This window comes from Mesorhizobium sp. LSJC280B00, from assembly GCF_000502835.1.
Taxonomy (GTDB): domain Bacteria; phylum Pseudomonadota; class Alphaproteobacteria; order Rhizobiales; family Rhizobiaceae; genus Mesorhizobium.
Genome location: NZ_AYVL01000026.1, coordinates 19,377 through 33,380 on the forward strand (window position 1 = coordinate 19,377; position 14,004 = coordinate 33,380).

At 60.4% G+C, this 14,004-nt stretch carries 11 protein-coding genes and 2 pseudogenes; 12 read left to right on the top strand and 1 reads right to left on the bottom strand.

The features are described 5' to 3' along the window. Positions 1 to 54 precede the first annotated feature (54 nt). The 12 genes and pseudogenes from X773_RS66790 (at position 55) to X773_RS66845 (ending at position 11,394) form a co-directional block, all read left to right on the top strand. Positions 55 to 795, top strand: a complete 741-nt coding sequence (locus X773_RS66790; protein WP_023679366.1) for an amino acid ABC transporter ATP-binding protein — start codon at positions 55 to 57, stop codon at positions 793 to 795. A 23-nt stretch (positions 796 to 818) separates the two neighbouring features. Beyond that, positions 819 to 1,226, top strand: a pseudogene (locus tag X773_RS79145) (transporter substrate-binding domain-containing protein); the annotation flags it as partial. A gap of 2 nt (positions 1,227 to 1,228) precedes the next feature. Continuing rightward, a pseudogene (locus X773_RS79150) lies at positions 1,229 to 1,735 on the top strand (transporter substrate-binding domain-containing protein); the annotation flags it as partial. A 68-nt stretch (positions 1,736 to 1,803) separates the two neighbouring features. Beyond that, entirely contained in the window at positions 1,804 to 2,520 is a 717-nt protein-coding gene (locus X773_RS66800; RefSeq protein WP_023679367.1) for an amino acid ABC transporter permease, read from the top strand. A 20-nt stretch (positions 2,521 to 2,540) separates the two neighbouring features. Continuing rightward, the gene (locus tag X773_RS66805; RefSeq protein WP_023679368.1) at positions 2,541 to 3,233 is read left to right on the top strand and encodes an amino acid ABC transporter permease; all 693 of its coding nucleotides are present in this window, start codon (positions 2,541 to 2,543) and stop codon (positions 3,231 to 3,233) included. Between the two features lie 489 nt (positions 3,234 to 3,722). Next, positions 3,723 to 4,937 (top strand): ROK family transcriptional regulator, encoded by a 1,215-nt coding sequence (locus X773_RS66815; RefSeq protein ID WP_036239248.1) that lies wholly within the window; start codon positions 3,723 to 3,725, stop codon positions 4,935 to 4,937. Continuing rightward, positions 4,934 to 6,193: a M20/M25/M40 family metallo-hydrolase gene (locus X773_RS66820; RefSeq protein WP_023679370.1), complete on the top strand. Its 1,260-nt coding sequence runs from the start codon at positions 4,934 to 4,936 to the stop codon at positions 6,191 to 6,193. The genes X773_RS66815 and X773_RS66820 overlap by 4 nt, the downstream gene beginning before the upstream one ends. Before the next feature lie 33 nt (positions 6,194 to 6,226). Beyond that, the gene (locus X773_RS66825) at positions 6,227 to 7,288 is read left to right on the top strand and encodes a substrate-binding domain-containing protein (RefSeq protein WP_023679371.1); all 1,062 of its coding nucleotides are present in this window, start codon (positions 6,227 to 6,229) and stop codon (positions 7,286 to 7,288) included. 60 nt (positions 7,289 to 7,348) lie between these two features. Next, complete coding sequence (locus tag X773_RS66830) at positions 7,349 to 8,410, top strand: substrate-binding domain-containing protein (protein ID WP_245274796.1); 1,062 nt, start codon at positions 7,349 to 7,351, stop codon at positions 8,408 to 8,410. 35 nt (positions 8,411 to 8,445) lie between these two features. Continuing rightward, positions 8,446 to 9,420 carry an ABC transporter permease gene (locus tag X773_RS66835; protein ID WP_023679373.1) on the top strand — a complete coding sequence of 325 codons (975 nt, stop codon included), beginning with the start codon at positions 8,446 to 8,448 and terminating at the stop codon, positions 9,418 to 9,420. A 12-nt stretch (positions 9,421 to 9,432) separates the two neighbouring features. After that, positions 9,433 to 10,632: an alanine racemase gene (locus tag X773_RS66840; RefSeq protein ID WP_023679374.1), complete on the top strand. Its 1,200-nt coding sequence runs from the start codon at positions 9,433 to 9,435 to the stop codon at positions 10,630 to 10,632. Between the two features lie 9 nt (positions 10,633 to 10,641). Then, the gene (locus tag X773_RS66845) at positions 10,642 to 11,394 is read left to right on the top strand and encodes an ATP-binding cassette domain-containing protein (RefSeq protein WP_023679375.1); all 753 of its coding nucleotides are present in this window, start codon (positions 10,642 to 10,644) and stop codon (positions 11,392 to 11,394) included. 104 nt (positions 11,395 to 11,498) lie between these two features. On the opposite strand, the gene X773_RS66850 is transcribed toward X773_RS66845, so the two are convergent. Beyond that, positions 11,499 to 13,886: a 1-deoxy-D-xylulose-5-phosphate synthase N-terminal domain-containing protein gene (locus X773_RS66850; protein ID WP_023679376.1), complete on the bottom strand. Its 2,388-nt coding sequence runs from the start codon at positions 13,884 to 13,886 to the stop codon at positions 11,499 to 11,501. Between the last annotated feature and the right edge of the window lie 118 nt (positions 13,887 to 14,004).

Sequence of the window (14,004 nt, forward strand, 5' to 3'; positions counted from 1 at the left end):
CAGCTGTTCTGGCTGTTTGTCCCTCCTCTAGGAAATGAAGGACACCAATCAGAAATGCTCGAACTCAAAGATATAAAACTGTCCTACGGAAGCACGCAGGTCCTGAACGGCGTTAATCTTTCGGTGAAACGCGGAGATGTGGTGTCGATTATCGGGCCTAGCGGCACCGGTAAGACCACGCTGCTGAAGTGCATCAACTACCTGGCCAAGCCGTCATCCGGGACCATCGGGTTCGATCAGATCCAGATGGATTACCAGCATGCCGACAAGACCGCGGTCCAGGCGATACGGTTGCGAACAGCCATGGTCTTCCAGCAGTTCAACGTCTTCAAGAACATGACGGTGATTCAGAACGTTATGGATCCGCTCGTTGTGGTGCAGCGCAAATCCAGGGAAGAAGCGCAGGAAATCGCCCAACGGGAGCTTGAGCGGGTTGGCCTCTCCTCGAAGCGAGACAGCTACCCATCCCAGCTCTCGGGCGGTCAGCTCCAGCGTACCGGTATTGCACGTGCGTTGGCAGTTCGTCCGGATGTGATCCTCTTCGATGAGCCCACGTCATCGCTGGATCCTGAACTTGTTGGCGAAGTTCTGAAGGTGATTAGAGACGTCACGTCCTCTGGCATCACTTCGCTGCTTGTGACCCACGAGATGCAATTTGCAAAAAGCATCTCAAACCGCATCGTCTTCATGGATCGGGGCGTCGTTGCCGCCGATGGCAGTCCGGCTGAGATCTTCGATGCACCTTCCAGCCCAAGACTTGCTCAATTCCTGCAGTCAGAACTCGCATTTCAATAGTCCAACAAGAAGGGAACCAAGAAATGTCTGCTATCAAATCCAATTTTTCCCGTCGCTATGCCTTGGCTGTCGCTGGCAGCATCGCAATTGCCCTTGCAACCGCAGGGATCAGCTATGGTCAGACCGTTCGCACGATCAAGATCGCGACGTCTGCCGAATCCAAGCCGCTGGCATGGGGCGCGATCGGCGTCGAGCCGCAAGGCTATGAGCCCGACCTTCTGAGAGCGATCAACGCAAAGCTCCCGCAGTACAAGTTTGAGATGGAAGGTGTTTCGGATATCGCGCAGGAAACCGGCCTCGCCACGGGCAAGTACGACATCGCGGTCGGTGGCTACTACAAGTCGCCTGAGCGCGCCAAGCAGTTCTTCATTCCGGAAAACCCCATGGGCGCCAGCCTGATGAAGATCTACAGCAAAAAAGGCAGCGGCATCANCCTGAGCGCGCCAAGCAGTTCTTCATTCCGGAAAACCCCATGGGCGCCAGCCTGATGAAGATCTACAGCAAAAAAGGCAGCGGCATAAAGGAAATGAAGGACTTGGTCGGCAAGAGGATCGTTCCGACCACGGCCGGCGGTGGAACATACAAGTTCATCATGAATTGGCAAAAAGAAAATCCACAATACAAGCTTGAAGTAACGGCATCTAGCGCCGGTATTCCCTATCCGAACCGCCTGGACGAAGTTCAGAACGGCAAATTCGACGCGCTTGTCTTGCCGTCTAATCTCGGTGAGCAGACCGTCATCGAGGAAAAGAAGCTCGATATTGTGGCGTCCGATCCGGTCTTCAGCAACAACACCTACATGCTGATTCACAGGTCGGACGAAAACAAGGTTTTAGCCGACGACGTGAACAAGGTTCTCAAGGAATTAAAAGACGATGGCACGATCGAAAAACTCTCGCAGAAATGGTTCGGCGAGGACATCGTCAAATACATGAAGTAACAGGACCTTTCGCCACACTATAGCGATAGCCAGCGGTAAGGCTGAATTGAAAGAAGGAGCGTTTCAAAGTGGATGTTTCTGCTATGATTCCCGAGCTGCTCTCGGCGTTGCCGCTGACGCTCGCCATTACCTTTACGGCCATGGTCGTCGGCTTTTGCTTGGCTCTCGTCGCGACAACACTCCGGGTTCGGAGGATACCGGTAATCAGTCATCTGACTGACCTCTACGTGTCCTATGCCCGGAGTGTTCCCGTCGTCCTGCAGTTGTTCGTCGCGTTCTATGGGCTGCCCTTGTTGGTGATCCTGTTCGGCGCCAAGGATTTTATTTCTGCAACGATCGCTGCGATGGTGGGGCTGAGCCTCTATCATGGAGGGTATCTGTCGGAAGTCATGCGACCTGCATACCTGGCCGTCGATCGCGGCCAGCATGATGCGGCCGACAGTCTGGGATATACCTTCCGCCAGAAAATCACCCGCGTCGTTGGCCCGCAAGCGGTGCACTTCGCATTGCCGGGCTATGGAAACTCCATCATCTACCTGATCCATAACGTTGCGCTGGTCATGTACATCGGGGCTGCGGACGTGATGGCGACCGCGCACTTGATCATGGAGCGCGACTATAACCAGTACCAGTTCGAAACGTACCTCGTGCTGGCGGTTATCTATTCGCTGATGTGCCTTGTCGCGTGGCTCGTCGTGCGCTTCTTCGAGCTCCGCTCCCCGATGCAAGCGCCAGAGACAACGACAACAGCTCAGATCAAGAACGCGGCCGTCGCGAGCGTGTGACGTAACGAGGGTATTCGACCATGTTTGATACCGACATTTTGCTCCAAGACTCGCGGGAAATTCTGGGCGCCGTACCCGTAACGCTTGCCATGGCGTTCACGATTTTCGTCCTGTCGACGATCGTCGGCAGCCTTTTTGCGCTCGTCGAACATAGGCGGATCCCCGTGCTGCGAGAGCTCATCATGGCCTACAAGGTCGTCTTCAAGGGCGTTCCGATGGTGATCGTGATTTTCCTCGCCTATTTCGGTCTGCCCCCGGCACTCCAGTTCCTGCTCTCGTTGCTCGGGATCAACTTCAACGCCCACGAAACGCCCAACTGGGTAATCCTTGTCATTGCAGTCACCGGTTGTGTTGCGGCGTTCCAAGCGGAGATCATCAAAGGAGCCCTCAACGCCTTCGATACCGGTCAGTCGGACGCCGCCCATTCGCTGGGCTATACAAGCGGCCAACTGTTCCGACGGATCCTATTTCCCCAGGTGGCCCTCACCGCAATTCCAGACCTGACAACCTCGATGATGGTGATCATGAAGGCGCTTTCCCTCGGGTTCGCCATCGAGGTTGTCGACATCTTCGCCCAGTCCCAGTTGACCGCCGCGCTGAATTACTACTACCTCGAAGCGTTCGTGATTGCCGTCGTGATCTACATGGTGATTGCCTATATCGTCACACAGATCGCCGACAGACTGGAGCAAGCCCTTAGGGTGCGGACGTGAGGGCAAGCATGTGGCACAGCATAGCCAAGCTTCGGATATCGAGCCGCACCTGGGAGGCAATTCTTTTGGGGATGAAAAGCTTGAGGCGAACCTCAAATAGCCGATGTAGGTACTGGTGATTTGACGCGATTCCGTGGATAGCAGTCCTCCGCCATCACCATCCCGCCCGACGACGCTGCGATGTGCATGCTCGGACGGGTGGTCGGAATCGAACACTCCTTTCGGAACTGGATTTTGAATCCAGCGCGTCTAGCAGTTTCACCACACCCGCAAGGTGCTATCTCATTGACCTCTTAACGCTCTCATACTGCACCTAGGTAGAAAGTGGCAGTTTGAGAATTAGGCGGCCGTCAACTCCTAACCTATTGAACTCTAATCCTATTACCCTGCGTGCTGAAGCTAGACGCTCTCTGATTTTGAGCGGCCAGTTGACGGCCGTCCAAAATGATTATTAAGTTCGGTCATAGAACGAATTAATCGGAGCTGCTGTTGAACGACTTGCCGCGCATTTCTCGTCAGTTCTCGCAGCGCTCCGTCATGGAGGCGATCGTGCAAGGTGGGCCGATCTCGCGCGCTTCGATCGCAAAGCAGACCGGCTTGTCCAAGCAGACAATCTCCGAGATCGTCAGGACACTCGAGCAGGAAGGCTGGGTGCAGGAGACAGGGCGCACGAGCGGACATGTCGGACGCACGGCTGTCACTTACGAACTCGTATTTGACGCGGCCTACATCGCGGCCGTCGACCTCGGCGGCGCCAAAGTCCGGGTCGCCCTCACCGATCTTGCCTGCCAGATATTTGCGGAGGAAACGGCGCCGACCGATCCTCGGGGCGGACAGTTCATCGTCGACCAGATCGTGGATCTAGCGTTTCAGGCGGCCGAGAGGCACCGAATCTCGCGCACAAAGATAAGGCTGGCGGTGATTGGTGTTCCCGGTGCACCCGACAAGAAGACGGGCCGCGTCCTGCTTGCCCCGAATATTGCCGGCTTTGGCACGATGAATGTCGTTCGCGCTTTCGAGCAGGCATTCGGGTTTCATGTAGTGATCGAGAACGATGTCAATCTGGCGGTGCTCGGCGAGAACTGGCAGGGGTGCGGCCGCGGTATCGACAATCTCGCCTTCATAGCGCTGGGTACCGGTATCGGCAGCGGCCTCATGGTTGGAGGCAATCTGGTGCGGGGCGCCAGCAATGCAGCCGGCGAGATGGGCTTTTTGCCGATTGGCGCCGATCCTTTCGCGCCGACATCGTTGCGCGCCGGCGCTTTCGAGCGCGTGGTCGCAACCAACGCCATGGTTGAACGCTACGCAGCGCTGACGGGCAACATCGTCAACGTGCCGACGATTTTCCACAGTGCATTGGCGGGAGACAGGCATGCCGCGACGGTGCTCGATGAAACCGCGCGCTACCTCGCACAAGGCATTGTGGCCATAGCGGCAATTGCCAATCCGCAAAAGGTCGTCCTGGGCGGCTCGATCGGGCTGCGGCCGGAAATCCTGTTGCGTGTTAGGGACCTGCTGCCGCGCTGCTTCCCCTACCCTATCGCCGTTGAGGCCAGCGAACTCGGGTCGCGCGCAGCGCTCATCGGCGCTGCCGCCATCGGGCTCAGCCAGTTGCACAACACACTGTTCGGCGTCGACGCGCCCGACGGACGCATTTCGCTTCCCCCAGCCAGTTCTGCCGTGCTGCGCGAGGCCACGCTATGACCGCCTCAAAGGACATCACCGCCCGCTTGCGTGCCGCCCTCGATTGCGACGCAGCGGTGGAGCTTCTGCAGGGGGCAATCGGCCGCGAAAGCATAACCGGTCACGAAGAAAACTTTGTCGCCTTCCTTGAAGACCGGATGCGCGTGCTTGGCTTGAGCGAAATTCGGCGTGCGGAATTCGCGCCCGGCCGGTCCAACGTCTGGGGTGAGCGCAAAGGTGCTGGCGCCGGGAAGCGGCTGCTCTTCATCGGCCACACCGATACGGTCCATGTCGAGGGCTGGCGCGAGCACTGGGCTGGCACCGCCAAGCAGGATCCGTTTGCCGCGCCAATGATCGACGGGCAGATCTGGGGCCGCGGCGCCGGCGACCTCAAGGCCGGCATCTGCTCCGCGCTGTCGGCACTCTCTCTGCTCGACACAGCCGACATCCAACTGGCCAGCGACGTTGCCTTTGCCTTCGTCGGCGACGAGGAGAGCGGCCAGCCTGGAACCGGCGTCTCCGCCGGCATCAAGGACTTCGTCGGCCGCATTGAGAGAGGCGAAGTCTTGGCGCCCGATTTCGTGGTCTATGTGGAGCCTACCCGCCTTTCGGTTTATCCGGCCCAAATTGGCTTCTTCATTACCGACATCACCATCACCGGACGATCAGCCTATTTCGGCGTACCCGAACTCGGCAAGGATGCCTTGCGTGCAAGCCACGCCGTCATGAGCGCGCTATGGAAGCATTCGGAAGATGTTGCAACAAGAGCCGAGCACCCGCTGATTGGGCGTGGCTTCCTGCTGATCACCGGGCTTGCGGGCGGCGGCTACATCGCGGTGCCCGAACGCTGCACGTTGTCGCTGATCCGCAAGCTGTTGCCCGGCGAGTCGCTGGACGAGGCCGCCGCCGAAATCGAGGCAGTGGTGCGCGGCGCCATCACCGATCCCGAAATTATGTTGGCGTTCGCCTATCCGGCAGGCCGCGATCATCCGCTCGGGGGTAACGCCGCCGAGATTGCACCTGACAGGCCGGAGGTCGGCGCTCTTGCTGCCGCCATGGCCCGATCGATGGCTGGTCGCGGGGCCATCGAAGGCGCGCCATTCTGGTCAGAGTCATCATTTTTCACCAACCGGCTCGGCATCCCCGCCGTGTACTGCGCGCCAGGCGACATTCGCAACTGCCACACCTTCGACGAACACGTCGATATCGAGGAATATCTGGCGGGCGTCGTAGGCTTCGCCCGGTTCATGGTGGAGTATTGCGGCGTTACGGAATGAAGGACAACTGAGAGCGAAAATGGGAGAACTACCATGCTGATAGACAGACTTGTTGCTACAGCACTTGCAGGCAGCCTTATGCTGTTGGCCGGCGGAGCCGGCGCACAGACAGTGGGACCAAGCGGCGAGACGGCGACACCCAGCGCCGAGGTTAGATTGTCGGACGCAGACCTGGCCGCAGTAAAGGAGAAGGGCTACAAGGCCGCGCTGCTGTGGCACACCTCCTCAGACTTCACCAATGCGGTCACGTCCGGTGCCAAGGATGAATTTGCCCGTGCCGGCATTCAAATCGTCGCCACCACCGACGCGGGCTTTGACGCCGCGCGCCAGCGCAGCGACATCGAAACCGCGCTCGCGGCGAAGCCAAACGTCATCCTGTCGCTGCCCCTCGATCCGGTCACTTCGGCCGAGGCGTTCCGTCAGGCGCTCACCGACGGCACCAAGCTGGTATTCCTTTCCAATCTGCCGAAAGGCTACAAGCACGGAACCGACTATGCCGCCATCGTCACTGACGACCTGTTCCAGATGGGCAAGCAGGCGGCCGATGCACTGGCCAAGGCGCTCGATGGCAAGGGCAAGGTCGGCTACATCTTCCACGACGCCAGTTACTATGTGACGAACCAGCGCGACCAGGCTTTCAAGAGAACGATCGAGAAGGATTATCCCGGTATCAAGATCGTCGCCGAGCAGGGGATCTCCGATCCGGCGCGGGCAGAAGAGCTGGCCAGCGCCATGCTCGTGCAGCATCCCGACCTTGACGGCATCTACGTCACCTGGGCCGAACCGGCCGACGGCGTGCTGTCGGCCTTGCGGGCAAGCGGAAACACCAAGACCAAGATCGTTACGCTCGACCTCGCCGAACCGGTCGCGCTTGATATGGTCAAGGGCGGCAACGTGACCGCACTGGTGGCCGACAAGGCGTATGAGCTCGGTCGCGCCATGGCCGCTGTCGGCGTCAAGGCGCTGCTCGGCCAGGAGACGCCGGCCTTCGTCGTTGCCCCGGCGCTTACCGTGACCAAGCAGAACGTTGCGCAGGGCTGGAAGGACTCGTTGAACCGCGACGCGCCGCAATCGGTGCTCGACGCGGCCAAGTGACAGGCGAATGCCCGGCGGCCAATCAGGGCCGCCGACACCATAAAAGCAAGGGGAACTGACATGCGCACAGCAATTGGAATGTTGTCGGCACTGGTAGCGCTCGTCGCCGCCAACGCCTTCGCAGCCGAGGGCACCACCACGGGACCGAACGGGGAAAAGCCGACGCCGGCAAAGAGCGTCGTGCTCACACCAGCTGAGGAGCAACAGATCAAGGACGGCAAATACACCGCCGCGCTGGTCTGGCATGAGATGAGCGAATACACCAACGCGGTGAACAGCGGCGCCCAGGACGAGTTGAAGCGGCTCGGCATCAGGGTGGTCGCTCAGACCGACGCTGGCTTTGATGCAGCTCGGCAGAAATCCGACGTCGAGACAGTACTCGCCAAAAAGCCCTCGATCATACTGTCCCTACCGGTCGATCCCGTAAGTGCGGCCACCGTCTATGATCCTGCGCGCCAGGCCGGCGTGAAATTGGGATTCGTCGACAATTCGCCGGCAGGCTACGTTCAGGACAAGGACTATGTGACCATCGTTTCGGACGACCTTTTCCAGATGGGCAACAAGGCCGGGATCGCAATGGCCGACGCGCTCGGCAAGCAGGGCAAGGTCGGCTACATCTTTCACGATGCCGATTTCTACGTCACCAACCAGCGCGATGGAGCATTCAAGCACACGATCGAGCAGGACTATCCGGACATGAAGATCGTGGCCGAGGCCGGAATGGCCGACCCCGCGCGCAGCGAGGAAATCGCGCAGGCGATGATCACACAGCACCCAGACCTCGACGGTATCTACGTTACCTGGGCTGAGCCGGCGCTTAGCGTGCTGTCCACATTGCGGGCGGCCGGCAACAGCCACACCAAAATCGTCACGCTCGACCTGAACGAACCGGCGGCACTGGACATGGTGAAAGGCGGCAACGTTGCGGCACTCATCGCAGACGAAGCCTACGACATCGGCGTGACGCTGGCACGCGCCACGGCCGCCTCGTTGATCGGCAAGAAGGCCGCGCCGTTCATCGTGGTCGATTCCCTCGCCGTCACCAAGGACACTGTCAAGGACGGGTGGAAGCGGTCCCTCAACAAGGACGTACCCGCGACCGTCGCGGCCGCCATGAAGTAGCGGCAGACAATGGCGCCCTGCCGGAGGAAGTGAGAATGTCGAGTATCAACACCAGCCCCGGCCGGGCAGCGAGCTTGGTCAGCCGCTTCAACCTGCAGCAATATGTCGTCTATCTCGGATTTCTGGCGATCTTTCTGTTCTTCGCGATCGTACTGAAGGACAGCGGTTTTCTGACGGTCCGCAACCTGTCGAACATCGTGCTGCAGACCGCACCCGTGACGATCATGGCGATCGGCCTTGTCTTTGTCATGTCGGCGGGCGAGATTGATCTTTCGATAGGTTCGATCGTTGCCGTGGCAGCCCTTGCCGCCGCGGTGGCGATAAACGCCCACGGCTTGTTGGCCGGGGTGCTGGCCGGCCTCGGCGCCGGCCTGCTGATCGGCCTGCTCAACGGCGCCCTCGTGGCTTACGTCAAGTTGCCTTCATTCCTGGTAACACTGGCGACGCTCGGGCTGTTTGCCGGCGTATCTCGCTCGATGACCGACTTGCGGTCGATCCCGGTCACCAACAACGCCTTCACCGGTTTCTTCGGCTCGGGTTCTTTGCTGGGTGTTCCGTCTTTGATCTGGTGGACGGTCATTGCCGTTGCGATCGCGCATCTCATCTTTCGCGAGACGCGCTTCGGCGCCCATGTGCTGGCCACCGGCGACAACAGCCGTGCCGCCAGTGTTTCCGGCATCAGCGTGGCGCAGATAAGGCTGGCCGTTCTGACCATAAGCGGCGGGCTCGCCGGCCTTGCCGGGCTGCTCTATGCCGGCCGGCTGCAAGCCGCGAAATATACGCTCGGCGAAACCGACCTTATGACGGTGATAGCGGCCGTCATTGTCGGCGGCACCCTGCTTAACGGCGGCAAGGGATCGATTGTCGGTGCGCTGGTCGGCTCGCTGATGATGGGCATGCTGAACAACGGCCTCATCCTGATGGGCCTGTCCGTCTCCGACCAGATGATCGTGCGCGGCTTGATCATTCTTGCGGCGGTCGCCGTATCGCTGCGCGAAAAGTCCCGTTGAAGGAGTTTTGTCATGTTCCTCGATGTTCTGCGGCGCCGCAATCCGAGCTTTATAGAAAGCGCCACGCGCCTGCACCAGGAAGGAAAGCTGCCGGCTAATTCCTATGTGCTCGACCTCGATGCCGTCGAAAGCAACGCCCGGGTCCTGAAGCGCGAGGCCGACCGGTTCAGCCTGAAGATTTTCGCCATGACCAAGCAGGTCGGCCGCGCCAGTTCGTTCTGCCATGCGCTCAAGCGTGGCGGCATCGATCAGGCCGTTGCCGTCGACATGGCCTGCGCGCGGGCAACGCACAGAGCCGGCCTGAGGCTCGGTCATCTTGGCCACCTGCAGCAGATCGCAAGGCACGAGGCCAATGCGGCGGCCAAAACGTTCAGGCCGGACTATTGGACCGTCTTCAATGACACCAAGGCTGAAGAAGCCGCTGCCGGCGCAAGGCTCGCCGGGTACACGCAAAACCTGCTTGCCCGCATCCACGCCGATGGTGACGTTTTCTACCGCGGCCACGAAGGTGGTTTTGAGGCGGCCGATATCGCCGCGGTCGCCGAAAAACTTGATGGTCTCGACGGCGCACGGTTCGCTGGTATCACCACCTTCCCGGCGCTGTTGTTCGACCAGACCACGCGAACGGTCCTGCCGACACACAATCTGGCGACACTGGGCAGAGCTGCCGAAGCGCTCGCCAAATCCGGCCGCAGCGACATAGAGGTGAACGCGCCCGGCACAACGTCGAGTGTCCTGCTTGGCGCGCTGGCCGAAGCCGGCGCCACCCAATGTGAACCGGGCAATGGCTTGGCCGGCACCACCGCGCTGCACGTCATGGAGGATCTGCCGGAGCTCCCTGCCGTTCTGTATTTGACCGAGGTCTCGCATTTGTCTGGCGGCAAAGCCTACTGCCTGGGTGGCGGCTTCTATATCGATCCGATCTTTCCGGACTACGAGGTGAAGGCAATCGTGTCCGCAGAACCCACCACGGCCGCCGCCGCGCTCAGAAGCGTCGAGGTGCCGCCGCCTGCGGCAATCGACTATTACGCAATGATTGACGCTAGCGGCGCCAATGCGCCACGCCCCGGCGACACGGCGGTGTTCGGCTTTCGCGGCCAGGCGTTCGTGACCCGCGCCTACGTGGTCGGCATCTCCGGTGTCTCAAAGGGGGCGCCCCAAGTCGAAACGATCGAAAACGGTTTTGGCGAAACCGCTGCCTGGCCTGTCTAGGAGCAAGTGATGAACGCGACCACGACCGGCACGCCCCCTGTTTTGCAGCTGCGCGACATCCGCAAGAATTTCGGCGGCCTCACCGCCATCGAAAATTTCTCGCTCGAGCTCTATCCCGGCGAGATAGTGGCGTTGGTCGGCGATAACGGTGCCGGCAAGTCGACGCTGGTCAAGATCGTGACAGGGGTGCATGCTCCGACATCCGGGACGATCATCATCGAGGAGCAGGCGGTGGCAATGTCGAGCGCCACCATGGCGCGCGCACACGGCATTGAGGTGGTCTATCAGGACCTGGCGCTCGCCGATCAGCAGACCGTCTACATGAACATGTTTCTTGGCCGCGAGCCGGTGAACCGCTTCGGCCTGCTCGACCGACGCCGGATGATCGACGACACCGAAAAGCTGGTGAAGGATCTCGACGTTCGCATCCCATCGGCTCACGCTACCATCCGCGATCTTTCGGGCGGCCAGCGCCAGGGCGTGGCGATCGCGCGCGCCACGCACTGGGCAAGCAAGCTGATCCTGCTCGACGAGCCAACCGCCGCGCTCGGCGTTGCCGAGACCGCCAAGGTCGAGACGATTGTTCTGTCGCTGAAGCAGCGCAATATCGGCGTGCTGATCATCAGCCACAGCCTCGACCAGGTGTTCAGGCTCTCAGATCGGATCTGTGTTCTGAGACGTGGCAAACAGATCGGCGTGCGCAAGACCAGCGAGACCGACAAGAACGAGATCGTCGCCATGATCACCGGGCTTCAGCACTAGCCCGGTCCGACAGAGGCGCGCCGTTCAGATATTGCGTTACCCGAGCAGCGAGTGGCATGACTTCAGATCCACCATCAGGCCCCGGCCAGAGAATGTCGCCAGCATCAATCTAGAGCGCGCAGATAGCGGATAGGGCGGCCACCGGCAATCCGGTCGGCCGCTGTGGCTATGGAATTGGCGTCGATGCCGAAATGCCGGTAAAGGTCGCCGATCGTGCCCGACTGGCCAAAATGCTCGACGCCGAGACTGCGCGTGCGATGGCCGTAGACCGAGCCCAACCAGCCGAGTGCGGCCGGATGGCCGTCGGTGACGGTGACGATGGCGCAATGCGCCGGGAGGTTGGCAAACAACCTTTCGACATGGCTCCTGGCGTGAACAAGGCCGCGTTCGCGTGCCCGGCTCGCGGCAGTCCAGCCTGCGTTCAGCCGATCGGCCGAGGTCACCGCCAGGAGACCGACATCGCGACGGTCCTCCGCCATCATGCCGATAGCCTCGATGGCCTCCGGCGCAACCGCGCCGGTATAGGCAACAATCACTTCGGCATTGGGACCCGGAGGCCGCAGCCAGTAGCCCCCGTCGATGATGTCCTGCTCGAGTACGGGCGTAACGCTACGCGTGATCTGCTCGACCGGGCGCGTCGAGAGCCGTAGATAAACCGAACCGCCCGTCTCGTCACGCAGCCAGGTGCGCTCCGACTGCACCTCGCCGTCGCGCTGCATATAATCCAGGGCAAAGCGCATGATGACGGCGAGCTCGTCAACGAAGGCCGGCTCATAGGCGGCAAGCCCGTCCTGTGCCATCCCGATCAACTGCGTGGCGATCGACTGGTGCGCACCACCTTCGGGAGCCAATGTGACGCCTGATGGGGTGGCGACCAGCAGGAAACGCGCGTCTTGATAGCAGGCGTAATTGAGCGCATCGAGACCGCGCTGGATGAACGGATCATAGAGCGTGCCAATCGGCAGCAGCCGTTTGCCGAAGATCGAATGGGAGAGCCCGAGCGCCGACAGCAGGATGAACAGATTGTTCTCGGCGATGCCGAGCTCGATGTGCTGGCCGGAGGTGCCGAATTCCCATTTCTGCGTCGAAGCGATCCGTTCACTGCGGAACATGTCAGCGAGCGAGCGACGCGAAAACAGACCGCGCCGGTTGACCCAGGGGCCCAGATTCGTCGAAACCGTGACATCGGGCGATGCCGTGACGATCGCATCGGCAAGCGGCCCGCCGGCCCGCGCAATCTCGTCCAGAATTCTGCCGAAGCCGACCTGCGTGGAGACGCTGCCTTTGGCTTCCGCAACGAGACGATCAGGGATCACGATGCGCTGGGCGTGCCGGCGCCGGTGGCCCTTTGCCGCGAACGGAACGGCGTCGAGGAAGCGCCGCAAGTCCCTCTCGTCGATATCGAGCCCCTCGAAGGCATCCCACTCGCGCCCTTCCCTGACCGACATCGAGGCGCGAAAGACTTCCATCTGATCCCTGGTCATCAATCCGGCGTGATTGTCTTTGTGGCCGGCGAGCGGCAGGCAGAAGCCTTTTATAGTGTAGGCGATGAAGCAGGTCGGCTGGTCATTGCCGCGTGCGGTCTCGAAAGCTTCGATCAGGCATGGCAGGTCGTGGCCGCCGAGATTTGTCATCAGCGCGGCGAGTTCGGCATCGGACCGCCGCTCGAGAAGCGATTTCAGTCCCGGTTTTTCACAGATGTCGGCCAGCAGCCGCTTGCGCCAGGCGCCGCCGCCTTGAAAGATCAGCGCCGAATAGAGCTGGTTCGGGCAGGCGTCGATCCAAACCTTCAGCGCCTCGCCCCCCGGTTCGGCAAAAGCGGCATCGAGCAAGGAGCCGTATTTCAGGATCACGACATCCCAGCCGAAATTCCGGAAAATATTTTCGAAACGTTCCCAAAGACCTTCGCGAACCACGGCGTCGAGGCTCTGTCGGTTGTAGTCGACGATCCACCAGCAGTTGCGCAGGCCGTGTTTCCACCCTTCCAAAAGCGCCTCGAAGATATTGCCTTCGTCCATCTCGGCGTCGCCGATCAGCGCCACCATCCGGCCCTCGGACAGGATTTCATCGCGGGCAACGAGATAATCCTGCACAAGCGAGGCAAACAGCGTCTGCGCGACGCCGAGGCCTACGGAACCGGTGGAGAAATCGACGTCGTCGACATCCTTGGTCCGCGACGGATAGCTTTGCGCGCCACCGAAGGCGCGAAAACCTTCGAGCTTCTCCCTCGTCTGATTGCCCAGAAGGTACTGGATGGCGTGGAATACCGGCGAGGCATGCGGCTTCACCGCGATACGGTCCTGCGGCCTCAGTATCGAGAAATAAAGCGCGGTCATGATGGTGGCGAGCGACGCCGAGGACGCCTGGTGTCCGCCAACCTTCAAGCCGTCCGTATTTTCCCGCAGGTGATTGGCGTTATGGATCATCCATGTCGACAGCCAGAGCACCTTCTTCTCCAGCGCCGAAAGTGCCTCCAGTTTTCGTTTGTCCATGCTGCAAGACTCCCGGTTGCGATGTCGCAATCATAGGGCTGAGCAAAAACCAATTGTCGCTAAACTTGCATGAGATTGGCAGCTGCGTTAGCTGGTTTCGCCAATATCGACCAATGGA

Bases quoted from the DNA above. Each gene is read 5' to 3' on its own strand.
- X773_RS66830 (WP_245274796.1), top strand. From the start codon at position 7,349: ATGCGCACAGCAATTGGAATGTTGTCGGCACTGGTAGCGCTCGTCGCC.
- X773_RS66845 (WP_023679375.1), top strand. From the start codon at position 10,642: ATGAACGCGACCACGACCGGCACGCCCCCTGTTTTGCAGCTGCGCGAC.
- X773_RS66820 (WP_023679370.1), top strand. From the start codon at position 4,934: ATGACCGCCTCAAAGGACATCACCGCCCGCTTGCGTGCCGCCCTCGAT.
- X773_RS66805 (WP_023679368.1), top strand. From the start codon at position 2,541: ATGTTTGATACCGACATTTTGCTCCAAGACTCGCGGGAAATTCTGGGC.
- X773_RS66840 (WP_023679374.1), top strand. From the start codon at position 9,433: ATGTTCCTCGATGTTCTGCGGCGCCGCAATCCGAGCTTTATAGAAAGC.
- X773_RS66790 (WP_023679366.1), top strand. From the start codon at position 55: ATGCTCGAACTCAAAGATATAAAACTGTCCTACGGAAGCACGCAGGTC.
- X773_RS66835 (WP_023679373.1), top strand. From the start codon at position 8,446: ATGTCGAGTATCAACACCAGCCCCGGCCGGGCAGCGAGCTTGGTCAGC.
- X773_RS66850 (WP_023679376.1), bottom strand. From the start codon at position 13,886: ATGGACAAACGAAAACTGGAGGCACTTTCGGCGCTGGAGAAGAAGGTG.
- X773_RS66825 (WP_023679371.1), top strand. From the start codon at position 6,227: ATGCTGATAGACAGACTTGTTGCTACAGCACTTGCAGGCAGCCTTATG.